At 56.2% G+C, this 26,464-nt stretch carries 19 protein-coding genes and 4 pseudogenes; 7 read left to right on the top strand and 16 right to left on the bottom strand.

The window, feature by feature from the left end; translation table 11 throughout:
• Positions 1 to 79: 79 nt before the first annotated feature.
• Positions 80 to 481 (bottom strand): hypothetical protein, encoded by a 402-nt coding sequence (locus EOA16_RS16060; RefSeq protein ID WP_063169309.1) that lies wholly within the window; start codon positions 479 to 481, stop codon positions 80 to 82.
• A gap of 1,485 nt (positions 482 to 1,966) precedes the next feature.
• Here EOA16_RS16060 and EOA16_RS16055 point away from each other — a divergent pair.
• Together EOA16_RS16055 and EOA16_RS33190 are read left to right on the top strand one after the other, a co-directional pair.
• Positions 1,967 to 2,314, top strand: coding sequence for a transposase (locus tag EOA16_RS16055; protein WP_063169310.1), 348 nt, complete (start codon positions 1,967 to 1,969; stop codon positions 2,312 to 2,314).
• A gap of 713 nt (positions 2,315 to 3,027) precedes the next feature.
• A complete protein-coding gene (locus tag EOA16_RS33190) occupies positions 3,028 to 3,402 on the top strand; it encodes a zinc ribbon domain-containing protein (protein ID WP_063169311.1) in 375 nt (124 codons plus the stop codon).
• 55 nt (positions 3,403 to 3,457) lie between these two features.
• On the opposite strand, the pseudogene EOA16_RS16045 reads toward EOA16_RS33190, so the two are convergent.
• The 10 genes and pseudogenes from EOA16_RS16045 to EOA16_RS16005 form a co-directional block, all read right to left on the bottom strand.
• Positions 3,458 to 3,582 (bottom strand): annotated as a pseudogene (locus EOA16_RS16045) (integrase core domain-containing protein); the annotation flags it as partial.
• A gap of 24 nt (positions 3,583 to 3,606) precedes the next feature.
• A complete protein-coding gene (locus tag EOA16_RS16040; RefSeq protein ID WP_210326668.1) occupies positions 3,607 to 4,509 on the bottom strand; it encodes a CoA ester lyase in 903 nt (300 codons plus the stop codon).
• A gap of 133 nt (positions 4,510 to 4,642) precedes the next feature.
• Positions 4,643 to 5,794 carry a CaiB/BaiF CoA-transferase family protein gene (locus EOA16_RS16035; protein WP_063169312.1) on the bottom strand — a complete coding sequence of 384 codons (1,152 nt, stop codon included), beginning with the start codon at positions 5,792 to 5,794 and terminating at the stop codon, positions 4,643 to 4,645.
• Between the two features lie 11 nt (positions 5,795 to 5,805).
• Positions 5,806 to 7,059, bottom strand: coding sequence for a methylaspartate ammonia-lyase (locus EOA16_RS16030; RefSeq protein ID WP_063170371.1), 1,254 nt, complete (start codon positions 7,057 to 7,059; stop codon positions 5,806 to 5,808).
• A gap of 453 nt (positions 7,060 to 7,512) precedes the next feature.
• Entirely contained in the window at positions 7,513 to 8,508 is a 996-nt protein-coding gene (locus EOA16_RS16025; protein WP_063169313.1) for a succinylglutamate desuccinylase/aspartoacylase family protein, read from the bottom strand.
• A gap of 319 nt (positions 8,509 to 8,827) precedes the next feature.
• Positions 8,828 to 9,001, bottom strand: coding sequence for a hypothetical protein (locus EOA16_RS32685; protein ID WP_164548525.1), 174 nt, complete (start codon positions 8,999 to 9,001; stop codon positions 8,828 to 8,830).
• A 93-nt stretch (positions 9,002 to 9,094) separates the two neighbouring features.
• Complete coding sequence (locus EOA16_RS16020; protein WP_063169314.1) at positions 9,095 to 10,873, bottom strand: ABC transporter permease subunit; 1,779 nt, start codon at positions 10,871 to 10,873, stop codon at positions 9,095 to 9,097.
• A 20-nt stretch (positions 10,874 to 10,893) separates the two neighbouring features.
• On the bottom strand, positions 10,894 to 11,982 hold the full coding sequence (locus EOA16_RS16015) for an ABC transporter ATP-binding protein (RefSeq protein WP_224570037.1): 1,089 nt from the start codon (positions 11,980 to 11,982) through the stop codon (positions 10,894 to 10,896).
• A gap of 190 nt (positions 11,983 to 12,172) precedes the next feature.
• Entirely contained in the window at positions 12,173 to 13,279 is a 1,107-nt protein-coding gene (locus EOA16_RS16010; protein WP_063169315.1) for an ABC transporter substrate-binding protein, read from the bottom strand.
• A gap of 62 nt (positions 13,280 to 13,341) precedes the next feature.
• Positions 13,342 to 14,505: a M20 aminoacylase family protein gene (locus EOA16_RS16005; RefSeq protein WP_063169316.1), complete on the bottom strand. Its 1,164-nt coding sequence runs from the start codon at positions 14,503 to 14,505 to the stop codon at positions 13,342 to 13,344.
• Positions 14,506 to 14,948: 443 nt separating this feature from the next.
• On the opposite strand from EOA16_RS16005, the gene EOA16_RS32680 reads away from it, so the two are divergent.
• Positions 14,949 to 15,119, top strand: coding sequence for a hypothetical protein (locus EOA16_RS32680; protein WP_164548526.1), 171 nt, complete (start codon positions 14,949 to 14,951; stop codon positions 15,117 to 15,119).
• A gap of 85 nt (positions 15,120 to 15,204) precedes the next feature.
• Positions 15,205 to 15,836 (top strand): annotated as a pseudogene (locus EOA16_RS16000) (IS5 family transposase).
• A gap of 2 nt (positions 15,837 to 15,838) precedes the next feature.
• Here EOA16_RS16000 and EOA16_RS15995 read toward each other — a convergent pair.
• The gene (locus tag EOA16_RS15995; RefSeq protein ID WP_063169317.1) at positions 15,839 to 17,014 is read right to left on the bottom strand and encodes a Xaa-Pro peptidase family protein; all 1,176 of its coding nucleotides are present in this window, start codon (positions 17,012 to 17,014) and stop codon (positions 15,839 to 15,841) included.
• A gap of 258 nt (positions 17,015 to 17,272) precedes the next feature.
• Here EOA16_RS15995 and EOA16_RS32675 point away from each other — a divergent pair, with 258 nt between their 5' ends.
• Positions 17,273 to 17,428 (top strand): hypothetical protein, encoded by a 156-nt coding sequence (locus tag EOA16_RS32675; RefSeq protein WP_164548527.1) that lies wholly within the window; start codon positions 17,273 to 17,275, stop codon positions 17,426 to 17,428.
• Positions 17,429 to 17,583: 155 nt separating this feature from the next.
• Positions 17,584 to 19,040: pseudogene (locus tag EOA16_RS15985) on the top strand (MFS transporter).
• An 830-nt stretch (positions 19,041 to 19,870) separates the two neighbouring features.
• On the opposite strand, the gene EOA16_RS15980 reads toward EOA16_RS15985, so the two are convergent.
• The 4 genes from EOA16_RS15980 to EOA16_RS15965 form a co-directional block, all read right to left on the bottom strand.
• Positions 19,871 to 22,210, bottom strand: coding sequence for a penicillin acylase family protein (locus tag EOA16_RS15980; protein ID WP_063170375.1), 2,340 nt, complete (start codon positions 22,208 to 22,210; stop codon positions 19,871 to 19,873).
• Positions 22,211 to 22,562: 352 nt separating this feature from the next.
• Positions 22,563 to 23,306 (bottom strand): amino acid ABC transporter ATP-binding protein, encoded by a 744-nt coding sequence (locus EOA16_RS15975; RefSeq protein WP_135921822.1) that lies wholly within the window; start codon positions 23,304 to 23,306, stop codon positions 22,563 to 22,565.
• 94 nt (positions 23,307 to 23,400) lie between these two features.
• Positions 23,401 to 24,375, bottom strand: a complete 975-nt coding sequence (locus EOA16_RS15970; protein WP_063170377.1) for an amino acid ABC transporter permease — start codon at positions 24,373 to 24,375, stop codon at positions 23,401 to 23,403.
• Positions 24,376 to 24,435: 60 nt separating this feature from the next.
• A complete protein-coding gene (locus EOA16_RS15965; RefSeq protein ID WP_063169318.1) occupies positions 24,436 to 25,278 on the bottom strand; it encodes a transporter substrate-binding domain-containing protein in 843 nt (280 codons plus the stop codon).
• A 458-nt stretch (positions 25,279 to 25,736) separates the two neighbouring features.
• On the opposite strand from EOA16_RS15965, the pseudogene EOA16_RS15960 reads away from it, so the two are divergent.
• Positions 25,737 to 26,114: pseudogene (locus tag EOA16_RS15960) on the top strand (alanine dehydrogenase); the annotation flags it as partial.
• Positions 26,115 to 26,464: the final 350 nt, after the last annotated feature.

The following is a 26,464-nucleotide window of genomic DNA, read 5'->3' as shown; positions in this document are numbered from 1 at the left end:
CTAACTGTCGTGTCATCTCAGTGTGGTTTGACCAAAACCGTAACCTATGTGTCCAGAATGGACCCAACCCGCCGAGGCTTCAACCGGCCAACTCGGCGCCCTGATCCATGGAGATGATTTCTCGGACCCTTCGAATAACCGGTAGATCGACCATCTTCCCGTCCAATGTGAACGCGCCTTTGCCTTGCGCCGTCGCATCTTTTTCGCCGCGAGGACACGACGGGTCCCTCGAGTTCTTGTGCGCTTGGTGAAAAGCCCCATCGATGTTTAAATGGATCGCCTGCGGCCCCACGAAGTTATCATTGTCTAAGAATCGCCGATGCTTCCTATCGAGCCGAGACTGCCGCATGGGGAACAGAACGGAAAGGTTCGGCGTCAAAAGCAGGTCGAGTTCTGGGGCACCGCCAACAGCTGCACTGAAGTCTTCAGTACCAAGCGCCATTGCAACCAGCGGCGCTAACAAGATGGGAAAGGAGGTCATTGCTATTGCCGCTGGCGGACTTCGGCCGGCCACCCCATTTCCTCTTCCGAGAGGTGAATTGTCCAACCAACCCTGCTGACTAATGACGAGCATGATCGTATCGTCAACGTGTCACAGAATTGCTTGCAAGCTCACGGCCTCAGCTGGGCCAACGAACATTGAACTCCGTGGACGAAGCCTGGACCCGTCGTCATCCAAGTCAATCCGCGCCTCGATGAGGGGACAGATCCTCAATTGGTTCAGCTGGCTTGCAGTATTGCACCTAGCAGTCACGGCGAGGACTGGGATTTGCGAAGAAGGCATTCTCGCAGTGCGGCCGTACGGTACCTCATTCCTGGCACACTGGATTAGATCGCTGGCGACATTAAGATCAGGTGTGACCGAGGTGAAATTTTATGTCGAAAACCTGAAGGCAGGGCGTCAGGCAGGGCGATTACAGAGATCCTATCGGACATGTCATCGCAGTTTCATCCACCATTGCTCGACCGAGGCGACACTCATCGTCCCATCAACCTAATCCATTGGTCGATCACGCCGTTCACGACCCTTGGCGAAGAAGGAATCAGCAGCCCCTAGGCTCAATTGGAAAGCGGGGCGGGGTCCATACGTATCTTCGTTTCCGGGCACCTCATGCTAATGAAGCCGCGACAACAGGTTGGTTATGCACCCAGGTGCTGGCCAATCCGGCTTGACTGGAAAGTTTCATACCCAGGCCTGGCACAGGCGAGCGTGATGCCGCTCTCGCTATGTTGGACCGCAGACGCCGCGACGGCGCATCGACTGGCGCTGGCGAAGCCTAGGACGCGCCAGTCAAGGACCTGCAAAGAGCAAGATCACGCCGCGCGTTGCCTTCAACGCCCATTTGAGCAGAAAGCAACAAGCCTCGCGTATAGCGATCGATGACCGCACGAAGCGCCATCCGGGCTATGATCTCAGTCAGCACTGCCCTAAGGGGTCAGAGGAGGGTTCGGTCAGTCAAGACCTCAGACGGCATGGCCAAGGTCAAGCTGCGAGGATGTGCCACCGCGGGCGCGGCATAACTTGGCGGGCTACAATTTGGTTCGCTTGCCCAGGCTGCTGGCAGCGCCGGTAGTCGGCCGCGCCGGACTGGCACCTACGTCTGGTCCATGAACGGTTGCTTTAGCAAAACCGAAGTCCTCGCCAAAACTCTTCGCCGACGTGCGACGACCGCGCCGGTGCTCGTTCCGGGGTCGGCAAGACGAAGACAGGCCTACTCTGGATTTATGCCCGCGATGACTGATTAGGGAGGGAGCGGACCGCCGGGCGTCTTATGTCTATGCGCCGGACCGAAAAGGCCCAGCGTGCGATCGCTCATCTCGCAGGCTCTCTACCGGAACTTGCAGGTCGACGGCTATAGCGGGCCATCGCTTGCTGGCCGACGAAAAGCGGCTTCACGCTCGCCTTCTGCCATGCCGCGCCCGATCGAGGCGCTAAGAAGGATCCGCGAACTCTAAAAGATCGAGGATGACATCCGTAGCCGAGGCCAACGAGGCCTTGCTGCACGCAGGCAAAAAGTGCTCAACCATCACGGCACTGGACCCAGGGCGGCTAGAGAAGCTCGGCCAAATCAGTCAGAAGACCAAGCTCACAGCGGCGATCCCCTACACGCTCTCGCGCTGGGAAGCGCCTCTCGCGCATCCTGGACGAGGCCATATCAAGATCGACAGCAACGTGGTCGAACGCTCAATCATACGCAACTCTTTTTGCAGCTCCGGCGGTGGCGCTGAGCACTGGTCAGTCATCGTGTCGCTGGGTGATCGCCGGGATTGGCCGGATAGCCTGAAGCTAAGGCCGTCGAGCCAGACCCTCTGACCTGCCACTGAACTTTCAACCAGTGGCGATTAGCCTCGGCCGTTTCTGTTATGGCGCGGTTTGAGCAACGGGCGGAGGCGCGAAGCCTTCATTGAGTGCAGCGTCGGAGCCGGTTGCGGCGAGGGTTCCGGCGAAGACCGCCGGGGTCAAATAGCGAGCGAGGAATGCGGCCTCACGGTGTTGAACAACACCAGGAAAGAACACCCACAGGACCGAGGAACGCAAGTTTCTTTATCCGTGGCATCCTTGGGCCGGGCGTTGTGTTCACGTTCATGAGGTGATCGAGAACGCCGACCGGGAGGTTTTCCGCTGCAGTCTCTCCCGCCACGCCTCCGATCGGTGGCTGGAAGTTCCGGCCTGGATGTTTGATCGCGGTCTGCACCGCGTGGCGCATTGCCCTGCCCCACATATCGATCCCAGAACGCTTGGCGTCTTGGTGACACTGCTGCAGGACCCGACGGCCAATTCCCACACCCCATCGCAATTGGAGGATTCGGGCGCAGCATCGGGTCCTCACGAAGCGAACCGGGGAGAGGTCCATACCGCGCCAGCCTACGACATATCAGTTCGATCTTCTCCAACCCGCACGACGCGCAGACCGCGCAGATGCCGCCATTCGCTCGCGCAGCCGCCGTAAGGCGCGAGATGCTGGCGCTGATTCCGGGTGCACACGAAGGCTACGTCGGCTGGGAAAGGCGGAAGCGATCCGCAAGATGGTGAGCGACCACGTGCCCACGAGCCGGCATCACGGGGCGCCCAAGCATGGCGACGCTCTGCTCGCCGACCTTGTCCGCTGCCGGCGCTGCGGCCGCGAGCTGACGGTCCGCTACACGGGAACCAAGCACAACATTCCGCGCTATTCCTGCTGGCGTGGTCTGCTTGACAATGGCGAGCCGCGTTGCATCGCCTTCGGTGGACTCGCGTCGATCGAAGGCGTTCATCCTCTGCCGGACGGTCCATGGGTCTTCAGCCGATCAACGCTTGACGAACCGGCGGCTCAGCGCATCGTTCATCGCGCGCGGCAAAACCCAAAATACCCCATGGGATCGCATCCAGATCAGCAAAACCTATTCACTCAAATGACATAGACAGATGAGTGTTATGAACAGGATTTAGGTCCTGCCTCCATTCGGCAGTGGCACTGCGGGCGTGGTCGAGGCCGAAGAACAGGCCATCGTTCAACAGCTCGTCTCGCATTCGGCCGTTGAGGGAATCGCGTAGCCATTTTGCATCGGCTTGCCCGGCGCGGTGTAGTGCCATTCGCTCCTGTTCAGCCGCTGATAACAGGCCAGTCAGTTGTTGCCCACAAGAATCAGGATCTCGTGGGCGCGCCGCACCACTGGCGGATCTATCATTTTGCCATTCAACGAGAATGCGGACAGTCCACGCGTGGCGGCATCATTTGCCGCCGCGACAACTTTATGGGCCCACTCGAGCTCCTGGGCGCTTGGCGAGAAAGCCTCATTGAATATGGCCACCTGTGTCGGATGGATCGCCAAAGCTCCGGCAAAGCCAAGCCGCCGCGCCCGCACCGCGGCCTCACGAAGTTTATGCGTGTCCGAGAACTCGCCGATGCTTCCTATGAAGCCCAGCGGGAGCAAGCCGGCCGCGCGGGCGGCAAACAGAACAGAAAGGTTCGGCGTCAAAAGAAGGTCGAATCCTGGGGCGCCGCCAACAGCGGCGCTGAAGTCTTCAGGGCCAAGCGCCATTGCGACCATCCTTGGATGCGCCGACGCAATGGCCGCAAGCCTTTGCAAGGCGCCCGGGGTCTCAATCTGGGCAAGGAACCGGATGCCTCCCTGCGGAAGATTTCTTTCACGTTCTAGTTCCGAAACCGCATTCGCGATCTCTATAACCCACTCTGCCGAATCCGTCTTCGGAAGAACCAGTGCGTCAACACCCGCCATCACGGCTGCATCGAGATCGGCCGCCAAGGCGCGCAGACCATGATTCACGCGGACCAAAACAGATGCGCCTTTCCGGCCCACCTCTGCCACGCATTCAGGAAGCTGCTGCCGTGACTCTCCTTTCCGATCCTGGGGCACGGAATCCTCCAGGTCGAGAATGACGCCATCTGCGCCCCGCTCATGGGCCGTCTCTACAAAGCGCGGAACGTGAACAGGAACGAAGAGCAGGGATCTCCAGCGCGGTACAGACATCGCGCCTTCAACGGCCGCAAAGGTGTCCTTGATCATGGAGACGCCTTTGCGGCCGATTTTAGCGCGGGCGCTGCCAGTGAGCTTTCTAGGCGGCCGGTGCGCTGAAATGATCCGAGGTACACAGGCATTTTGTAAACCGCGAGCAGTCTCACCTTACTGAAACGCGCGCTCACGCTGACGCGGCTCTTTCGCGCAAAAGCGCCCGCACCTCCTCGCGGACAGCCTCGGTATGAGAGCCAAGAGCCGGGACTGGGCGAAGCGAGGGGAGCTCCGAGTTGAAAATCGCCGCCGGCGCTATCGTCTCGACGGCTCCATCGGGTGTTCCAACCTGCACCCTGCGAATGTGTGGATGCTTTGAAACATCCACCACTTCGTTCAGTCGGCCATATGCCAGGCCGGCCGCCTCGAGCTCCTGCATCGCATCGTGGCAGGATAGTTCAAAAAACCGCTGTTCAATGATCTCATCAAGTTGCGCACGATGAGCGAGGCGCTCCATATTGTCAGCAAAACCAGGTGCGCGTGTGAGCCCGGACTGCTTCAGGAATTTCTCGCAGAAATTCACCCATTCGCGGTCATTCTGAACCGAAAAGATGACCTCTTTGCCGTCGGCACAGCGATAGGCACCATACGGCGCGAGCGACGGGTGTTTCACGCCTGCGCGTACCGTCTGGTAGCCGCTGTAATCATTTTGCAAAACCGGCACGTTCATCCAGTCGGCGACGGCATCAAACAGTGACACCTGGATGCTGGTCCCTTCGCCGGTGACCTCGCGGTGGTACAGTGCCTGAAGAATGGCGCTGTGCGCTGTCATGCCCGCCGAGATATCGCAAACCGAGACCCCTACACGCGCAGGCCCCTGTTGGTTGCCGGTGATAGCGCATAGACCTGTTTCGGCCTGGACGATCAGATCGTAGGCCTTCAAATGGGAATACGGCCCTGACTCCCCGAAACCAGAAATGTCGCAGGTGATCAGCCGCGGATATCGTCGACGCAGATCAGCGGACGCGAACCCCAGTTTTTCTATGCTGCCCGGCTTTAGATTCTGGATGAAGACATCAGCACTGGCAATGAGCGTGTCGAGGACGGCGCGATCCGCCTCCAACCTCAGGTCTAGACAGACCGACTCCTTACCCCGGTTGAGCCAGACGAAGTACGCGCTCTGCCCCCGCACCAGCTTGTCGTAGTTTCGGGCAAAGTCCCCTTCGGGCCTTTCGACCTTGATCACCCGGGCGCCTGCGTCAGCAAGGCGAGACGATGCGTAGGGAGCTGCAACGGCCTGTTCGACCGCCACAACCGTGATGTCCTTGAGACTGTTTAGCATCAGGGCGCTTCCTACGCGGCTTTCAGGTTTTGTGCCCGACGCCGATCAAGCATGGCGAGCAACCGATTTTGTTCGTTGCCTACAATGGAAAGACCTTCGTCGATGCCCATGCCAGGCTTCGCGAGCATCATGTCCGCCTGTGTTGCCACCGAAATGTGAACCGTCGCTCGCGCGGAGAGATCCGTCTCGCTGCAGCTGCCTCCCACATAGGCGTCCACGTTGTTCTCTTTGCACAGAAGCACCGCACGGGCGCTGTCGGCGATCGAGCCCACGTCCGGCGTCTTGATCTGCACGAGATGGGTCGCCTTAGCCTCCGCAAACAGACGCACATCCTCTAAGGTGTTGCAGCGTTCATCGACAACGATGCGCGCACGTGACGCGCGCGCATTCAGAATGCCGACGATCTGCCCGTAATTTTCGACCTGCGCCGGCGTAGACCCGAAGTCGGCTGGCGATTCGATATTCACCGTGAACTCCGGAACCGCGTCAGCAACCTTACTGATGAAGTCGGCGATGCGCTGGACGTCGAGCCCGATCTCCATACCGATCCAGCCGTACACATCGAAATGCAGCACCGGAGAATAGTCTGGTTGGCCGATTTGCTTGACGCGGTGCGCCACCCATTTGACGAAATCCAGAAAGGTTTCTCCCCCAACGCCGAATTTGCTACGCGAGTTGATGAGGCCATGCGGGATCACATCCACCCCCTTCAGGATCATTTTATCGACATTGATTTCGCGCGCATCACCGCTCTGGCAATAAATTGGGACACGACGATGCGGCATGGATAGGCAAAATTCCGAACAAACCACCTCCGCCATGGTACGACGCGCAGCATGGGCAGCAGCGCTTAAAAGGGCTTGGCTGACCCCATATTCGATGCATAGTGGGAGTCGTTTCCCAGTATGGAGATCGAAGACACTGGAGCAGGCTGTCAAAAAGCTGGACGCATCAATGTTTAAGAGCCGCGGGACAACAACACGTGACGTGAGATCCATGATGGCTCCGACGTCAAACAGGGGGTCACGCCCGCCAGCCCCTGAGTATTGCACTCCCATCATATCGCCCCAGGCGACCATATCGTCTTCCAGGACAAGCCCGACGCTTAAGCAAGCTGCCGGAACACGGATATCACGGAAGCCGGGCGTCAATGGCTCGCCGACGTAAACAAAACCGTCCTGGCCAACCCCTGCCCTAATGGCAGCTTGATCGTCATAAAAGAAGGCGCCGTTGCCGGGCGTGAGAATGACGTCTTTGATCTGCACTGAATTATACTCGAGTTTGGCCAAGCTATGAGCTGCGGCCGGATTTGCGCGCTCTGTCCTAAGTTATGCCCCGTTCGGAATCGGTTTTGCCAATATAAAGCCCCGAACGTGCCCATCTCGTTTTAAGATACGATAAAGTTGTTTTACGGGCGTCAGCGGGGACGGCACCGTCCGCCTCCCCTCTTGGTCGCGGTGCGCCGGATCGTCGCCCCTGCTTCCATAACAGAAGCTAGGCGATCAATCCGTCCGGCCAGCTCCCATCTCGGACCGCCACTTTCAACCATGGTTAGTATAAACCAAGCGATCAAGGATCAAGCAATCTTTTTGGCATGATTTTGGAAGACAGGATCAGCCGCTGATCGATCCGAGGAGCTGGCCTATAAGCTCCAGTCGAGGCCAGTGCCTTCATACCGGAGTTACTACAGCTGGCCAAGGCGCGGCTAATCTGTACCTCTAGTTATGCAGCGGCCGCGCAAGGATGGCTACCCCTTCATTGCGGTCGACATGCGCGCCCGATCCTATGGCTAGGACGATTGATGGCCCAGGCGCTCGGATGTCAATGGACGGAGCGGAAACAGAATCCATAGAGTGTAGGATACCTATAAGATCTCCCGACCTCACTTCATCCAACACAGAGCAGCGAGGTTCGAAGATACCCTGCGCGGGCGATTTCAACTCGTCTGATATCAGCGTCTCAAGGGTCTGACTGGACCTTTTGTTACGGAAAGACACGTCCTCGACTTTTCCTTCGACGAGTCCAAGCATAACGAGCGCGTTGCGAACTCCAGCTTCATAAATCGCTAGAGCTTCTGCGCTAACCGTACCACCGCCGAATTCCGCGCAAACGAATACCTTCCCTAGGCTATGTGCCCAACTGTCGAACATCCCAGCCGTGTCGTCATGTTGCCAGAGCAATGTTACGGGCAGCTTAAATGCCGCTGCCATTGCGAGCGTCTTAGCCATGAGATCCGCATCAGCAATTGGATGCGTGATGACCGCCGGGGGAAAATCCCACGTTGGGCCGAAGCTGTGCAGATCGAAAACGATGTCGGCATTTGGCAACAATACGCGTGAAACCGCATCCGCGATTCGTTCCGTAACAGACCCGTCGGCACGGCCCGGAAACACGCGGTTCAGATTCAAACCATCAAGCGGAGTATTGCGGCTCCATGCTTGAACTGCCAATGGATTAAGCACTGGCAGCACGATGATCCTACCACTGGTTTGCGCTTGTGGCAGCCACTCGATAAGCCGCCGCGCGACTAATGGCCCCTCCATTTCATTGCCATGATTCCCACCGGTGATAAGAAGGCGCGGTCCATCGCCCTTATTAAGACTAAAAACCGGAAGCGAGAACTCTTCATGGTCGGCGCCTCCCGGCACAACGAGGTGTCCTCTGCTCACGCCATGCGCATCGAGATCAAACGTAAGATGTGGTGCTTCGTTCATTGCTTAACCTATTGCGGGTGATCTGGCGACTTTGACCGGGCATATGGTCTTGTACACGGCTATTTTTTTCGCCTGGAACTATGCACACGCGGTCACCACTTCGCCAATATAATGTCCGAGACGGCACCATCGCGTTTTCAGATGACCAGGGCTCGCTCTGCTGACCTGTCCCTTGGTTCGTCACCTTGATCCCGGTGCACTAAGGGAGGAGGAAGGTCAAAGTCGCGGTGGGTAGCCGATTTCAGAAATCGCGCGATCAGCCGGTTGACGTTGGCTAGCTGTTCGTTGTTCAGACGGGCGAAGGATCTGTGCGATCCGGTCAGCGCCGTTGACCTCGAATTCCATCCTGGCGCGCAGCAAGAGGATCGGCAGGTCTGAGCTTGCTGGCGAGCAAGGCCGGCCGATCCCAGACATAGTCCGAATCCTTGATCCGCATGTGCCAGATGATAATTGCAAGAGCTTTACTGGTTTCCGTTTTGGACCAGGTGGCCATTTTATCCGCCCGTTGAAGCCCCGAACAGATGCTTGTCGCCAGTCCGTAGGAATAGGTCGGACGCATCATCAGGAAGTGGATCTGCCACGCCAGTTAGGCAGCGGCTTCCTGTAATGTTCGCTGCATGCTCGGTCGAGAACGCCACCAGACGGCATAGAGGACAAGCATCCAGATTAAAGGCAGAAGCATCAAAAGAGAAGCGACTGCAGCAATCGTCGGGTCGATTTGGTGGCGGATATTCTCCAGCATCTTCAAGGGCAACGTCCGCACCGACAGACCGCCGACCAAAGACGTTATGACCGCTTCATCGAATGACTGGAGGAATGCGAACATGGCGCCGCCGATCACTCCCGGCCTGATTAACGGCAGTGTTACGCGAAAAAACGTTTGCAGTGGTCCGGCACGCATACTCTTGGCCGCCTGCTCTAACGTCCGATCGAAGTTGGCCAACGTCGCAGAAACGATCACCACCACAATTCCAACAGCGCCGATACTGTGAGCGAGGGCGATACCACCCTTTGTGCCGATTAGACCAATCTGGATGAGACCCAGATAAGTCGCGATACCGACCACGATAACTGGAAAGGTGATAGGCGTGATTATGATCATTGTCAGCACGCCGCGAAGTCTTGCGCTTATTCGGCTCAATCCGAAAGCAGCAAGTGTTCCCAATAGAGTAGAAATAACAGCTACCTCGACACCAATCTCGACGCTGGTCCAAGCTGCTCCGCTCCAAGATGCATCGCCGAAAAACGAGCGATACCATTGAAGCGACAGGCCCGAAGGCGGAAATTGCAAAAATGCCCCGGAACTGAACGACATGATGACAACGATTATCCCTGGGAATAAAAGAAAGGCCATCACCAAAACGATAAAAACGATCGCGACGACTTTAGGCCATCGCCTTTCCGCCCCAGGCACGTAGCGCCGTCCCGTCCACCGTTTGACACGATAGGGACGCAGAATTTCGCTGAAGTTTCGTTTGATAACAAGAACAATGGGTAGTCGGGACATCGAGCCCTTCGGAGCTCGAGTTTGGCTTTGCTCTTGTTTGCCGGAGAGGTCAAGCCCGACCATGGAAAGCACCACAATGGCAAACCCGAGAAGGATGAAGGACGCAGCGGCAATGCGCGGAATATCGAACGAGCTATTCACCTCGGCCGCAATGAAGGTTGAAAGCATGGCATCGCGCAATCCCCCAAGTGCCGCCGGCGTGATATAGAATCCTAGGCAGAACACAAAAACTAGGAGCGAGCCACTCCGTGCGCCTGGAATGCTAAGGGGGAGAAATACACGCCTGAAAGCGGTGAAAGGTCCCGCTCCCATACTGCGTGCAGCAGCCATCAAGGACCGATCGATCCCCATCATCGCACTAACCAAGGGAAGTATCATCATCGGCAGCATGATGTGGACCATGCCAATATAGACCGCGGTTCGGTTATAGATGAGTTGCAGAGGTCGATCGATCAATCCGACGTCCAGCAAGATGTTGTTGATGACCCCGCGATCCCCAAGAATAACAATCCATGCGTAGGTACGCGCCAGCCCACTGGTCAAATAGGGGATGATCACGAGAGCGATGAGCGTCATGCGCAGAGTCTTGGATGCCGTGACGATCAGATACGCGGTTGGATAGCCTACGATTAAGCAGATGGCAGTTGCGACCAGACTTATTTCTATCGTTTGAAAGAGCACCCGCACATTAGCTGGCTGGGCGAAAAACGCTCCGTAGTATTGGAACGAGAAATCGGGGGCATTGACACTGCTTAGGAAAAGCAAGGTTATAGGGGCACCGAAAACCACAAGCAAAAGCGCGAACGCGGGCGCGGTTAACCCAAGTGGCACCTTGGCCATTCTGCGCAAAAGCTTCATGGATATCCCTTATCAATCGCTTATGGCGAAACGAAGCGAATGTCTGACCGCAGCCACGTGAGGCAAACCTCCTCGCCTGGCTGGAAAACAGGTTGGTCTGCCGCGACATGTTCCCGGACGATGAGAACATTGTTGCCAACGCGAACATGGTATTTTCGCAGAGGGCCGGCAAAAATCATATCGTCGACCGCACCGGCAACATATTGCCGCTGGTCCGTTTGAGCCCACTCCGCAGTCTTCGGAAGTACACTGATGCGCTCTGGCCTTATCATCGCAACGGTGCCGATTTGCGGCGCGTTGCCCCCTCTGGCCAGCAACAAGGCATCCTCGAGAATGTTCGCCTCACCCAGAAATTTAGCGACAAAGCACGATGATGGCCGATCATAGAGGGCCTCTGGTGTATCGATTTGCTCGACACGTCCTGCGCGCATTACAACAATCCGGTCTGACAGAGTAAGCGCCTCCTCCTGGTCATGCGTAACGCACACCGTCGTGATACCGAACTCCTTGTGCAAGCTCTTCATCTCGATCTGCATCTGCTCACGCAGGTTACGGTCGAGTGCGCCAAGCGGTTCATCAAGTAATAGGAAGGGTGGATCGGCAATCAGCGCGCGGGCTAGCGCCACGCGCTGCTGCTGACCGCCACTCAATTGGGATGGCATGCGACCGCCGAATTCCCCTAGATGCACGCGCTCAAGCATACGGGCTACCCGAACCTTCCTCTGATCGGGAGCCATGCCCCGCATTTCGAGAGGGAATTCCAGGTTTCGAGCCACTGTGAGATGCGGGAACAGCGCATAGCTCTGGAACACAATTCCTTGATCGCGCCGGTAGGACGGGACCGAAGCCACTGAATGGCCGGCGATCATAATATCACCCGAACTCGGGGCCTCAAAGCCGGCCAAGAGCATCAGGGTAGTGGTCTTACCCGAGCCGCTCGGGCCGAGAATCGTCAAGAACTCGCCGCGACGCACGGTCAGCGACAGATCCCTGACCGCCGGAACACTCCCGTACATCTTGGTAACACTGCTGAACTGAATTTGTGGCACCGATTGGTTCACATCTGCAGCGTCAACTTCCGAACGGGGGGCGGTATTCATTGCGTGCATGTTCACTGTGGCTCCTCCACCATCGCTGGCGTGCATTAGCAGGCATTTGCCGTACCTTCTGCCGTCGTACCCGATGCCGTGAGCGGAGAGGCTAGTGGGCTACCCCGCTCCCCGTCACATTTTCAGCATCAGTTTCGACTTTAGCCCGGTATGGAGTTACCCCGACCGGACTTTCGCACTTCAACCAACCCTACTGCAGGATCCACTCATTCCACCGCTGGATAAGCATCTCAGTGTTGGAAACACCGCTGGGGCCTACCTCATTGTACCATTTGCCGTTGATGGAAACGCTGCTCTTGATGTAATCTGGGTGGGTAGGGAGCTTGCGCGCAACTTTCTCGGGAAGAAGTTTGAACGCATTGCCGTTGCTTGGTCCCTCAGGAAACAATTGGCAAAATGCTGCCTGACGTTCCGCGCGAGTGGCGAATTCGATAAACTTCTGCGCAGCCTTCGCGTTGGGTGAACCCTTTGGAATGACCCAATAATCCCACTGCAGCTTCGCCTGGTTTCGATTGATCTCCGTCGCGGCGCCCTGATCGATCAACAGTAGAGCTCTTCCGTCATACGATTGAGCGATGTCAACGACCTTATCATGCAACATCTGTTGAATCTCTGATCCGCTGCTCCACCACTTACGGATGTGCGGCTTTATTTTGTCCAAACTGGCAAACACCCGGTCGATATCCATCGGGTAGAGCTTATCGGGAGATACACCGTCCGCTAACAGGGCCTCTTCCCAGGGTCCTTCTGAACCAAACTGGCCGGACACCAAGGTGCGAACGCCGGGAAACTTATCAGCATCCCAGAATTCAGCCCAGTTTGTCGGCCGGGGTTTATCAGCTGGGAATACGTCTGTGCTATATACCATATTATATGAGTAAATCAAATTTGCCACGCCAAACGGTTGCTTGGCAAATTCATAAATTCCGTCTAGCTCTTCTTTCCTGAACAAGGAGTAATCAATTTCTTCAAGAATTCCTTTCTTAGCTGCGACCAAGCCGGACCCTTGCGTAAGCGCCCCGACATCTACCGTGACATTGCCCGATTTTACCATCAACTCGACCTGTCCCATACCCATGTCGTCGGTGATTGGGTTGACCTTGATACCGGTCTCAGCTTCAAATGGCTTAGCGTAAGCCTCAATGTTAGCCTTTCCCCAATCGCCGCCGCCTAGCACTACGTTGATCTGGTTGGGTGTTTGGGCCGCAACGCGGCCCGCAATTGAAGACAGAGCGCCAGCCGCCATGGCGGTCGATGTCGCCTGCAGCAATCGTCGGCGATTTATTTCGTATTTCATGTCGTTACCCTCTTCTTGTGATCTCAGCCTTGATTAGCCAAGGTTGTTTTGCTTGGACAATGTCATGGTGCTAGAGCAGCCTCGGCCAAGTTGACCCAGTATCCAATGCCGTATGGCAGTGCTTCATCGTTAAAGTCGTAGGTTGGATTATGGAGAGCAGCAGTCGATCCATTTCCAAGCAGTATACATGCCCCCGGCCGCGCCTCTAGCATGTACGCGAAGTCCTCTGACCCCAAACTAGGTTTGACTTTGGGGTTCACCGATGAATGGCCGACCAGAGCACGCGCCACCTCTGTTGCCCGACGCGTTTGATCGGGATGATTGACAGTGAGGGGCTCCAGGCGGCGATGCTGAAACTCGACCTTCGCCCCGGAAGCGCGTGCAATATTTTCCGCGCACGCCTCAATCTGTTTTTCAGCGAAGTCGCGCAAAATCGGTGACAGTGTCCTGACTGTTCCGGCAATCTCCGCGCGTTCGGGAATGATGTTGTAAGCTTGTCCGGCGTTCAGCTTTGTGACGGAGATCACCAGGGACTCGGTGGGGTCCGTGTTGCGTGAGACTAGTGTCTGCAAGCCTAAAATGATCTGAGCTGCAACAACGACGGGGTCAATTGTCAGATGGGGAGCGGCCGCGTGACCCCCTCTGCCTTTGACCACAATATCGAACTCGTCGAGCGCGGCAAAAATCGAACCTTCGCAAATGCCGAACGCACCAACCTCCATGCCTGGCCAATTGTGCATGCCAAAGACCTGAGATATCCCGAAACGGTCCATGATCCCCTCCTGGACCATTCTTTGGCCGCCGCGGCCATCTTCCTCGGCAGGTTGGAAGATCAGGGCAACGGACCCTTTGAAGTTCCGGGTCGCGGCGAGGTATTTCGCGGCGCCAAGGAGCATTGCAGTATGCCCGTCGTGACCACACGCGTGCATCTGTCCGGACCTTTTCGACGTCCAAGGTTTGCCTGAAGCTTCGAGTATAGGCAGAGCGTCCATGTCGGCCCGCAACCCGATAGTGGGCCCATCTCCGAGTTGACCTTGGATCAACGCAACCACGCCGGTTTCAGCTATCCTGCACTCGATGTGGTTAATCCCGAAGGAAGCCAGCTTTTCCGCCACAAATGCCGCTGTGTCATTCACCCGATAGTCAAGCTCCGGATTCTCGTGCAGGTACCGGCGCCAAGTCATCGCTTCGATCTCGATCTCCTTGAACCTGTCAACGCCAACCATAGGCACGTTCCCGCATTTGAGTAATTTGGATCAGGCGCCGGTGCGTAATTAATGATCGATGCCACCGGTGTTTTCGTCAAATGCAGTTTGGATATCGTAACCATCTAGAACCGAGATAGCCCCGCGTTCAGGCCTCGGTGTTGGCGCCGGCGACTGCGACCCGATAACAAGCCGTTTGCCCTCAAATGGATAAGCTTCGGCCTTAGAGGACCAGCTGCGAAGTGCTGGCAATCATAAACTCTGGCTCTGCTGGCAACGGCCAATGGCAAAGGTCTGAGTAGGAAGAGCTGTCACCATCGCGACACTCCTCCCCCTCCCACGACCTACTTTCCAGGACTGCATGCGCTTTGCCACTCAATCCGCAAACCGCAGACCCTAGGCGGCGTGGACAAATTCGATGTTAGCAGGGTCGCTTTCCTGCGATCGGGTTGTTAGCATTGGGAATGACACTGGAAGAAGAGAGCGAACGAGCTACGTCGATGCTGATTGGCAAGGTTGTTCGCCGTGTCATGCGCCACCGCGATGGAGAGGTGGTGATCGAGTTTGAGGATGGCAGCCGATTTTTCGCGGATAGCGACAGCCCTCTCGAACTGTCCATCACCTTGGCGGAATAGTATATCCGCCTTACGGAATTTCGGACGTCGATGCGATTGACGTAGCCCAAGAGGATTGATTCAAGGCTGCTTTTTGGAGGCAGGTTTGAGCAGGGGCGATCTCACCGAAGCAGAATGGCGTGTTCTCAAGGGCTTGCTGCCCATCGACCCTGACAAACGCGGCCGAGGTAGACCTCCCAAGCAGAATCGTTCGATCATCAACGGCATTCTCTGGCGGCTCCGCTGCGGCGCTCCATGGCGGGATGTCCCGCCCAAATACGGCAGTTGGAACACCATCTATCGTCGGTTCCGACGCTGGAGCGAGGCCGGGGTCTGGGAGACCGTGGCGGTAATGCTCGCCGAGGTCATGGCGGACAGCGGCCACTACAGCATCGACAGCACCACAGTTCGCGCCCATGTCTCGGCAGCGGGCGGAAAAGGGGGACTCGTGCACCGGACGCCTTCCTTGCGGACAAGGGCTACGATGCCGATACCATTCGCGCCGATCTCGCCGAGCGGAAGATTAAACCCGTCATACCCGGCCGATCAAACCGCCGCGTGAAGATCGAGTATGACCGGGCGCTCTACAAGCAGCGGAACCGAATCGAGCGCATGTTCGGCCACCTCAAAATCAACCGGGCCATTGCCACCCGCTACGATCAATTGGCCAATAGCTTCCTCGGAATGGTCTACCTAGCCACCGCCAGATACTGGCTCAAATTTGTCCACGCCGCCTAGCATCACGCCCGATAAAGTGTTGGCGGGATTTCGCTCAGGAGTTCCGCGCCGCGCTCTGTCACGAGCACGTGTGCGCCGGCACCAAATAGGTAGCCACTTTCGCTGCACAAAATGTTTGGCATGTGCAGGGTCATGCCAGCTCGGAGTGGTTCATTTACATCGGGCTCCAGGCTTAGGTCGCCGCGCTCAGTCCAATTGATGCCAGTTTGGTATCCTGTTCGTTGGCGGAAGACGCCCTTGCGTCCAGATCGCTTCAACACCTCGCCCCCAGCAGCGTGAACGTCCGCCGGCGTAGCACCTGGTCGAATCGAGGAGACAAGGGCCGCAATGACCTCTTCAGCCAAGCCGTGCAAAGATTCGGTTTCGGGATGTTTGCCAAGGACTGCGCATCGAACCATTCCCACTGTATACCCGTGTTTCGAAGCCCCTATCTCCAGAAAGGCAGGTTCGTTGTTGCTGAGAGGATGATGGGTCGCTGGCGCATGGGGCAACTTCACTCGCTCTCCAAACAAAATGGTACCCGGCGCAAGCCCGATATCCCCAGCGGCGTTGCTGGGGTCGTTTGTTACCGCCGCAGCTAGGGCCGCTGCCATTTCGATCTCCGTAATGCCGGGACGAAGCGATTGCTGAAAGGTTCGAATTGCCACGTCAGTGAGTCGAACAGCATCGCGCATACACGCCAACTCAAGTTCTCCTTTCACTGCTGACACTGACGAGACCAGTCGGGTGACGTCAGTAATCTTCAGATCCGGGAGCTGGTCTTGGACTGCGCGCACGTCGGCGGGCGCGAGATTCCAGCAGCCAAGCTCGAAACCGACTCGCTTATTGTCCAGTCCGAGTCGACGCAATACATCGGCGCAGACCCTGCCAAAATCAGGCTGATGTGTATAGGTTTCAATTTCCTCGATGCAGCTATATGAACGTACTGCCTGCTCGTCATATTCTCGGACAACAAATATCGGGACCCGACCCGGCATCAGAATAAGAGGGAAAGGCGCGAAATATCCACCGCTCCCATCGTAGCCGCTGAGATACTTCAAGTGGCCGTGCGCCGTTACTACGATTGCGTCCAAGCCTGCCGTAGCAACCGCATCCAGCACATTGTTTTGCCGGCGCTCATACTCTGATATCGGAAACGGTACACCAGTCAGAGGAATTGCGGAGCGTGTCGTCGCCATATCTCACCTCAATCAGTGTGTCGTGGTTTGGTTGCGCAAAACGCGCGATCGCGTCCATGTTCGAAATTGAACAAAAGCTTCGCCGGCTCATGCGGGGTGACAATCCCCTTTCCTGGCGGCTAGCGTCAAATGCTGTTTTTATATCGGCTGCATCTCGCAGCGAGATGCGCATAGTGCCTTCATCGGCCGCTCAATGCAGGCAACGCTGGTCTCCGACAGCTTTGTTCTCGCCAGAGGATCGCCGACAAAGGCGCCGAGTTGCTCGGCAAGCTCGTCAGCCTCGGCCAGAAGAACCATGCTGACGACCTTGAGCTTGGCAGCGAGTCGGCGCGCCTTCGCATTCTTGCCGGCGAAGCCGCCGACGCCGGGGGAACTGTGCCGGCGCCACGCAACAGCATGTTTGCACTGATGTAAGGCCGCTGCGACACCAGCGACGGCTCTCCGCCGCCACCTCCGCATCTCGCTACCAGATGACACTAATACAAAGACTGCATTTGGCGCATCCGACGTGTAAGAGGATCGTGTCGCGCGAAGTGGTTAAGCTTGGCGGAACCGAATCGGTCGGAGCAATGAGCAAAGCGGCGGGCGCAGATGCGGATGTAGTTTCGCCGAAGACGTTTGCGCCGCTCAGGAATACGACATTTCGCTCAATCTGGTTTAGCCTCTCAAGTCTCTTCCCTTGGCTGGCTGATGCAGACCGTTGCTATCAGCTGGCTAATGGCAACGGTTCCGACCTCCGATCTGATGGTTGCGCTCGAGCAGGCTTCGTCTAACCTGCCCGCTTTCATTTTGTCCATTTTCGCTAGGGGTTCTCGCCGACAACTTCAGCCGTCGAAGAGTCATGTTCGCCGGCCGATGCCTAATGGTAATAGCATCCGCGATGCTACGGCTTCAGTGGTGCTGGGCTTTATCGCCCCGTGGATGATCTTCGGCTTCAGCTTCTTGATCGCAAGTGGTGCCGCGCTCAACGATACCGCCTGGCAGGCTTCTGTTGGCGATATTGTGGACCGACGCGAAGTTCCCGCTGCCGTCACCCTCCTCTCCATTGGCTTCAACACTGCACGGACCGTGGGACCGGCGCTCGCGGCATCATGATTGCGTCGTTCGGACTTATGACGGCTTTCGCTATGTTTACACTCACCTATATGATCCCTTTGGTCACCATATGGCGATGCAAATGGAAGGTTCGCTCCTCACTTCTCCCACGTGAGTCAATGAGGACGGCCATCTATGACAGGCTGCGCTTCACAGCGATGTCATCGGAAATCAAGACGGCGATCGCCCGCGGAACCTTCTTTGGCCTGTCGGGCATCGCCATACTCGCACTGCTGCCATTGGTTGTCCGCGATCAGCTGGGCGAAGGACCGCTCGCCTATGGCACCATCATCGCCGGCTTCGGCACAGGCGCCGTCATGGCTGGCGTCGCCAACAGCCTATTAAGACGGAGCTTGTCAGAAGAGCAACTAATGACGCTGGCATGCGTCGCCTGTGCGGCGTGCTCCCTTTTTCTGGCACTGCCTCTTCCATTGCGAGCGGCGTCCTGTTTCCCCTTCGCGAGGGTCGCGAGGCCGAGCCCGACCCTTTGGAGGAATTCGACGCGCCGGCAGTCGCCCTCAGTCTCAAGCCGAGAAGCGGCCCCATCGTGGTCAAAGTCGAGTACCTCATACTCGTGGAAAATCTAGAAGAATTCCTCGCCATGCGCGGGTGCCGGCATGTACAGAGTCGCGTTGGTGCTCGGCACTGGACTCTCCAGCGCAACCTTCAGGAGCCTGTGCTATGGACGGAGACATTCCGTACGCCGACCTGGACCGACTACCTTCGCCTGAATCATCGCCTTACCGAGGCCGACAAGGAACTGGACGAGAGAATCATCCTCCTCCACAAAGGAAAGCATTCTCCACGAATAACATTGTCAATCGAGCGCCCCACGAGTGCTCCACGCAAGCCTGAGTCATCAACGCCTTTTTTCCCCCGCCATTCAACGAAACGGCCAGCGTGCCACCGCAGGCTGAATGAAGATACATAAGAAGGCACGTCAACTGCTAACCACATCGGGCGGGCAACAAGCATCGCCGCCTTCGGGTATATGACAGACAGAATGTAGCGGACTTGAAAAATGAAAGGCGCTCACCCACCGCCAACATTTCTCGGCTGGTTCCCGGCATTCAAGGTCCTGCGGCTATACGCGAAGGCGGCAAGCCGCGTTGAAGTCGTCGATATTCAGTCGCATCGAAGGACAATGACGTGTTGCCCTGATGCCACTCTCTGCGAGGTTAGCTTGTTTCTCGGATGAGGAGACAGACAATGGTCTGCCCCCTGAAAGGTCCTCCCTGAGGTATGTGTCCATTCTTGAACTCGGCTCGACAATGATAGCGAACCCTGTTGACCGTCGCACTGTCAGTCTCGAATCAAGTGCTCTCCTACAGCAGATGCGATTATCGCCAATGCGTACTGGTAGCGCCCGAAGCGCGCGTTATCGGCAGCCGCCGAGGGCCGTGATGCGGCCGCGATCGAGCCTTGTAGTAACAGACGCGCTCTCCGGTGGTCGGGCCAGCACCTTACCCCTCTTCCCTATGGCCCCAAGGCAGAGCAATTGCCAATGCGGGACATCCCGCTTCTAAGTCTCCTGCAACATTATTGGAGGCCGCGACGGCCCTGCTCGTGACGATCAGGGGTGGTCGCCGCACACCAGCGGGATCATTGCCCCACAAGCGCATCCAGATTCCGGCCGGGCGTTCCGCTGTCAATATCAAAGTCGGCCGGCGGGCGCTAAAGTGTCGATCCTCACCTTGCCGCCAGGTGAGTTCGACCGATATGTTCCTGCTACAATGGTAAGCGGCCTATACTGTCGCATCCTCAACAGTCAGCGGGAGACAGGACGACCCTATGTTCGAGCTCCCTCCGTATGGACTCCTCTGAATATAACAAGGGCTTGTATTCGCCCCGTTGCCAATCGTGATTGAGGTCACGATAATGACTTGAGATCGGAACACCCGACTGACCTGGATTGTTAATAAAGAGACTGTCATCCCATGACCCAACGTCCATGATTATCCGCACTGACGGTCCTTCTGAAACAGAGAATTGGCCGCTTCGGTAACTCGAAAAATTGAGCGTTGAGCTACTTCCGCCGAGGGCTATGGCGCCCAACGACCATTGTTCAGACGTCAGTGCCTGCAGAGGGTGGCGCAAATCAAGCTTATGTATACTGCCCCATGCCCATGAGGCAGAATCGTCGCCAAATCGACATATGCATTCACTCCAGGCAGAAGTTAGGGATTCCATTATGGAATGCTTCAACTTTTCACTAGGCTCTGCCTGTTCGAGCCAAGAGGCTATGGCCGAAGGCTGTAAAGGCACGAGCAGTGCCAACACTTCATCGTCAGCGCTTTCTAAGCGAGCTACTGTCGGGCCAAGGTGTTTGCTAAGCCAAATCTCAAAGAACGCGGCGGCTGGCGAACTCGCATCCAAATGCCGGTCCCAGTTAGAAAATAAGTGCAACGCAGGCATGTTTGCAACCGAACCGAGAAGAGTGTCTAGTTTCGCAAGAATACGAACTGCTATCGGCGAATACACCGAACATTGCAGCGACATGCAGTCCCGCAACGAGATCTTCTCTGATCGTGAGAGAGTTGTATGAAGGGTATCATGTCTGCTGCTGTCAGACCACTCGTAGCCAAAAGCAGGATGCGATCTACTCCATTCCTCCGGAACATTCATTGCGTTGGCAGTGGCGACAAAACCTTTGGCGGGGTTCATCTCGAACGGCCCATCGTCCGGTGACAAATACCCTTCCCATTCGAACCGACCGTCTCCTGGAACCGGAAGCAGGCCGTCCCAATTTCTTCGGACCGGAGCCGCACCTGACGGTTTCCACGCAATTACATTCGACGTGTCCGCATAGATGTGATTAACTGAAGGACAACCCCAGTTTGCTAGACTGGAGGTGTATTCTGAAAATGTCTTAGAGCGCATTACGGCCAAGCTGGCCATGTAAGGTGCCATGCCGGGATCCATCCATACGGTTCTCAGTGCGAAGGCGCGGTCTTTTTCAGCATTTTGGTTTAAAATGGGTCCATGGCGTGTGAACTGAAGCTTTACCTCCTGGTCGGTGTGGGCGCGAACTGGAATTTTCTCGTGTATAGTCTTCACCTGCTCCCAGGCCCCTTTATATAAGTATTTATTTCCCTCACTCTTGGTTTCGTAAACATAAATATCTTCTTGGTCAGCGCCGAAAATAGTCAGACCAAAGGCGGCTGTCCCGTTGTGACCCATGGAGATTCCTGGGATCATAGGCTCTCCAGCGCCAATTACATCGAGCCCGGGCATACTCAGGTGTACAAGATACCTGATGGACGGAAGGACGTGCTTGCGATGCGGGTCTAGAGCAAGGATTGGTCGCTCCGTTGTGGTTTTTGTTGCGGATATGGCCCAGTTGTTTGAGCCCTCTTGGAACACCGTCTGCATGATCTCATCACTCGGTGTTACGCGGGTCCAACGGTCAGCTTCCTGAAGACTTGCTGCAAGTCTTTCCCTCGAGAATGAGACGGGACAGATTGCCAAGCGAAAATCCTGCAGTACTCGATCTGTCATAAAGGCGAGGTCAAGGCCCTCCGCTGGTCGTGGCGCTATCGGAGGTGACAATTCTTGTCTCAACCTGTCGAGGCGGGTACCTCGTTCCACACCTGCCAATGCCATCACCCTGCAGCGCAGAAGCTCCGAAATCGCATTTCGGGTTAGTGAGTGCGTTCGCACGCGAACGACGTCTTCGGGTTTCCAATAGTCGGGAGTGTGACCGAGGAGGCCAAACTCGGGTGGCAAGGCAATCAAACCGTCATGGCAACTGTCTACGTAGGAATTGATCCCCTCGGCAAACGCTGAGCATATCTCTTCGGAATCCGGGCCGTACGCCTGCCATTCTGCACTCATGGCTCCGCGAAATAAAAAGAGACGCGCCGCCCGATCCTGCTCCAAATATCCGGGGCCAAAGTCTCGTGACAGGAGACCGAGACCTCGTTTGCGCGCAATATCAATTTGCCAGAGGCGGTCTCGAGCTGCATTCCAACCCTGCGCGAAAAATAGGTCGTGCAAGTTCTGAGCCTTGATATGAGGAACCCCCCATTTATCAATGTCGATCGTGACCTCACTCTTAAGCTTGTCGGAGCTGTGGCGGTCGAAGGTTATGTTCTTTAACATGTGTTGATCCGTTTGGTTCACCCAAAGATGGTCGGGAATCTGCCAGAGGACGACGTCTGCAGATTGTGGTCGGTTGCGGGCAGAGGGTTGAGGCCGCACTCTTGCAACCTGATCATGTGTGGCGAGCCAATCCTCAGCGCGCCTGGACGCGAACTGGCACGGTGGGCTGCGCACAAGCTCAGCGGGATCCTACTCTCGCGCTTCCGGGAACGAGGCGCTTGCCGAGAACGCTCTGATGTATGTCAGCCAATACGTACGAATACAATATCCGCACATGTTGTCTCGCTGGCCTGAGGCAACGCATTCGATACACAGTAACTCGGTCGAACGGCCTCGTTGAAGGATGGCTCCCTCAATGCGACAAGATCTGGCTGAGAAACAATTTCGTTCTTTCGTGCTGCGGGTTTCTGAAGAAGTCGTGCGGTGTACCCTCTTCGACGATCTCACCTCGATCCATGAAGATTACTCGATCGGCCACGGCGCGCGCAAAGCCCATCTCGTGGGTGACGCATACCATGGTCATGCCGTCGCGTGCGAGTCCGGTCACAGTCTCGAGCACTTCAGCGACCATCTCTGGATCGAGCGAGGAGGTCGGCTCATCGAAGAGCATGACTGCAGGCTCCATACAGAGGGACCGGGCAATTGCGACGCGCTGCTGCTGTCCCCCGGAGAGCTGAGCCGGATATTTGTTCGCCTGTTCGGGAATGCGCACGCGCTCTAGGAATTTAAGCGCGATCTTTCTAGCCTCACCCTCTGGAACGCCCTTTATCCACATCGGCGCCGCCATACAGTTCATCAGCACGGTCATGTGCGGGAAAAGATTAAAGTGCTGAAAAACCATGCCGACGCTTTTGCGAACTTCAGCTACGTTGCGCATTTTGTTATGTAACCTAATCCCAGTGACGGTAATCTCGCCATCCTGGTGCGCTTCGAGCCGATTGACGCAACGGATCAGCGTCGACTTTCCCGAGCCTGAGGGCCCACAGATGACGATACGTTCGCCCTTGCGGACGGTTAGGTTGATGTCAGTTAGTGCTCTGAAGGCACCATACCATTTGGATACATTCTTAGCTTCGATGACTTCGTCGCTCAATATTGCATCTCTCTTGTTCATTGGCGCATCTGTAAGTGCCTTGAAAATGGCCGAACCAACTTAGACGTCTTTTTTAGCTTGACCAATGAATTCACGATCATCGCTTCTTACTTCTGGCAAAATGGTCCTCGATCCGGGATTGGACCAGTTCCAGGCAGGCGGATAAAATCCAATAAATCATTGCCGCTGTTACTAGCATCTCCATAGTATGGAAGGTTGGCTGGCCGAGTGAGTGAGCTAGATACGTCAGCTCCCAAACGCCAAGAACCGAAACGAGAGAGCTGTCTTTGAGCATTGAGATGAACGTGTTTCCCATCGGGGGAATGATAACCGGAAGCGCTTGCGGCAGAATGATTCTGCGCATTGTGAGCGCAAAGCCGAAACCTAATGACCGGGATGCCTCCCACTGGCCGCGATCGATGCTGGCTATGCCCGAACGGAAGATCTCCGTCATGTAGGCACCACTGCATAGCGAAAGCGCCAACACGCCTGCAGGCACGGCATTAATAACGTAACCTACCTGGGGCAAGCCCATGTAGATCAGATAAACCTGCATGAGAAGCGGCAGACCCCGGAAGCATGAAGTGTAGAAGCTGACTATCGCGTAAGCCATGCCGTTGCTTGACAGTTTCGCAATCGCGCCGATTATTGCGATAGCCGACGCAAATAGCAGTGACATCGCTGATACGTAAACTGTAGTAACTACCCCCTGCGTAATTAGAAATGGCAGGTTTGCCCAAATAAATGGCATGCTTAAGTCAAATGCCGCGAAGAGCGAAAGGAACAGTAGCACCAACTCAAACCATACGATCCCGATTTGGATTTTGAGCGGGACAAAACCAATCAGCACGAGGTTGAGGCAGAACATTGCGGCAATTACAAAAGCGATCGCAATGCGACTGTAAAACTTCACTTGTGCGTGATCGCCAATCACGGGCCGTAGGAGTTCGCCCATCGTGGTGCCCGCTACGTTGAAGATAAGAAAAACCGCGAGCACAATTGCAAATATGCAGCCGATAAACCATGGCTTGTGGACGAGCACCTCAGATTCAACTGTATCGTGGTAAAGCATAAGCATTTTCTTCCTAAGAAGAGGCGCCCCCGGGAAGGGGACGCCCACGATTGTGTCATGTTATTTATCGACGCTGAAATCCCCCCCGAACCACTTGACCGAGAGTTTAGCAAGAGTGCCGTCATCCTTCATCTTCTTGACCGCGGCAGCGACCTTGTCGATAAACTCCTTATCGCCACGCTCGATTGTGACAGCGCCCGGGGCGTAGAATAAGGGATCGCCAATAACCTTCAATGGATAGCCAGATTTGATTGCCGCAGCCGCCGTCGTTCCTTCAGTAATGACGCCATCGAGACGAACACCATCGCCGAGGCGCAGGTCGTCAAGCGTAAGAGAGTTAGCACTTGGATAAGCCTTCACTTGGCCCGCTGTAAATTGATATTGTATTGGCTTAGCGCCGATCCATGCCGGTGTGAGCTTGTGATTGGCATACAAATCGCCAAGAGTTCCCGCTCGGACGCCGACGATCTTGCCCTCCAGGTCGGAAGGCTTCGTCGCTTTGCTATCCTTGTGAACGACAGCGACTTCGCCTTCGTAGAAGTACATGGCCGGGAAGGCGAATTTTTTGGCGCGATCGTTGGTCGGCGTCATTTGACCCATGGCCATGTCCCAACGCCCCCCCCACTGGCCTGCCTGAATGATATCCCAGCCCGGGGTCACGAATTTGATCTTCACGCCCAAGTAGTCCGCAATGCCCTTCGCGACCTCTACATCATCACCGTCGAGTTCATGTTGGTCGTTCAAGTGAGACAAGGCTCCCCAGTCGGACCCGACCGCTACCGTCAATGTCTGTGCCGCGAGCACACGATCAAGGACTTCGCCGGCGCAAGCCTTGGCTGACAAAGACATCGACGCAACCGCCATGGAGACTGCAACTACGACCGTCGTTACATGATTGTTCATCTATAGTTCCCTTTTTTCTCGTTCTTATTTTCTTGAAAGCTACCTTCGTCGCCACCGAGAGGAGTGTCTTAGCGGTGCGCCATTGCTCCCTGCTGATTGGACCCATCCCGGTCCGTCATTTAACGAACGACACCTTATCGCTCTGCATTGTTGGCATTCAGCGAAATCGAGTTCGATGATGCAGGTTTCCTGCGAACTACCCTTGGCTTTCGCCGGATCGCTCTGGCGATTTCACAAAGCACGGATACCCTGGCCTCAGAGAGGTCGGCGAACTCGCCAACTCGCTGGACTCCGAAGGCTGCAGATTGCATCGCCACAAGACGTCTTGTTTGGAAGGATCTAAACTGGACTGGCGCGTTGAATTACACCTTGCAGGGCTGACTCTGGTCACGTGGGAACTGCGGTCCAAGCCCCTCTCTCTCCCTAATCTCGACCTCCCTAATCTCGACCTCCCTAATCTCGACGACCTCTTCGCCGGCCGTGTGCGCACCCGCTACTCAACCGTCGGGGCGCTCGAGGAAGAATGCTTCTCTGCCGACATCGTGGTCGGGGCCGTGCTGATCGCCGGTGCTGCCGCGCCAAAGCTCGTCACCCGCGAAATGATGTCCGGCATGAAGAAGGGCTCGGAGCTGGTCGACGTCGCTATTGACCAGGGCGGTTGCTTCGAGACGTCGCATGCGACGACTCAAGCCGAGCCCACCTACGAAGGCGACGGCGTTATCCACTATCGCGTCGCCAACATGCAGAGTCGCCCATGCCATTTCGCGATTTCTTGCCTTGCGAGTTCGCACGTATCCCTCTGGGTCAACATCGTTGATAGACCAGAGAATTTTTGACTCATCGTAGCTCGGACAGCGGAGACGCGTTACAATTGTCAACCCGTTCGGACCCGGTTTAATCGAGATGTACTCGGCATACTGCGCATGATGGCTCATGCCTCTTGTAGCTGGAAGCGTTCGGCAAGTTAGGTCCTACTTGCCACGCGAGAGCGGGGCCGCAAGTATGCGCCGGCCGCAATACAACGCTGATTTGCTGCGTTGTCGAGGACATTTCGCATAGAATGCGCGCCTGCCGCTGCTATGATCATAACATGTTGTGATTTAGTCCAGTCCGAACTCCCGAGGTTGGGTCGCAACTCTCGATAGCCAGCTGGCGCCGGGGGCGCCTAGGCATGAAATTGGATCCC

It is taken from the genome of Mesorhizobium sp. M7A.F.Ca.US.008.03.1.1, from assembly GCF_003997495.1.
GTDB lineage: Bacteria > Pseudomonadota > Alphaproteobacteria > Rhizobiales > Rhizobiaceae > Mesorhizobium.
This window is presented reverse-complemented; position numbering and strand designations above follow the sequence as displayed.

Bases quoted from the DNA above. Each gene is read 5' to 3' on its own strand.
- EOA16_RS16010 (WP_063169315.1), bottom strand. From the start codon at position 13,279: ATGAAATACGAAATAAATCGCCGACGATTGCTGCAGGCGACATCGACC.
- EOA16_RS16055 (WP_063169310.1), top strand. From the start codon at position 1,967: ATGACATCCGTAGCCGAGGCCAACGAGGCCTTGCTGCACGCAGGCAAA.
- EOA16_RS15970 (WP_063170377.1), bottom strand. From the start codon at position 24,375: ATGCTTTACCACGATACAGTTGAATCTGAGGTGCTCGTCCACAAGCCA.
- EOA16_RS15980 (WP_063170375.1), bottom strand. From the start codon at position 22,210: ATGTTAAAGAACATAACCTTCGACCGCCACAGCTCCGACAAGCTTAAG.
- EOA16_RS16060 (WP_063169309.1), bottom strand. From the start codon at position 481: ATGACCTCCTTTCCCATCTTGTTAGCGCCGCTGGTTGCAATGGCGCTT.
- EOA16_RS16020 (WP_063169314.1), bottom strand. From the start codon at position 10,873: ATGAAGCTTTTGCGCAGAATGGCCAAGGTGCCACTTGGGTTAACCGCG.
- EOA16_RS16040 (WP_210326668.1), bottom strand. From the start codon at position 4,509: ATGATCAAGGACACCTTTGCGGCCGTTGAAGGCGCGATGTCTGTACCG.
- EOA16_RS32680 (WP_164548526.1), top strand. From the start codon at position 14,949: ATGACACTGGAAGAAGAGAGCGAACGAGCTACGTCGATGCTGATTGGC.
- EOA16_RS15995 (WP_063169317.1), bottom strand. From the start codon at position 17,014: ATGGCGACGACACGCTCCGCAATTCCTCTGACTGGTGTACCGTTTCCG.
- EOA16_RS33190 (WP_063169311.1), top strand. From the start codon at position 3,028: ATGGTGAGCGACCACGTGCCCACGAGCCGGCATCACGGGGCGCCCAAG.
- EOA16_RS16005 (WP_063169316.1), bottom strand. From the start codon at position 14,505: ATGGTTGGCGTTGACAGGTTCAAGGAGATCGAGATCGAAGCGATGACT.
- EOA16_RS32685 (WP_164548525.1), bottom strand. From the start codon at position 9,001: ATGGCCACCTGGTCCAAAACGGAAACCAGTAAAGCTCTTGCAATTATC.
- EOA16_RS16015 (WP_224570037.1), bottom strand. From the start codon at position 11,982: ATGCACGCAATGAATACCGCCCCCCGTTCGGAAGTTGACGCTGCAGAT.
- EOA16_RS15965 (WP_063169318.1), bottom strand. From the start codon at position 25,278: ATGAACAATCATGTAACGACGGTCGTAGTTGCAGTCTCCATGGCGGTT.
- EOA16_RS16035 (WP_063169312.1), bottom strand. From the start codon at position 5,794: ATGCTAAACAGTCTCAAGGACATCACGGTTGTGGCGGTCGAACAGGCC.
- EOA16_RS16025 (WP_063169313.1), bottom strand. From the start codon at position 8,508: ATGAACGAAGCACCACATCTTACGTTTGATCTCGATGCGCATGGCGTG.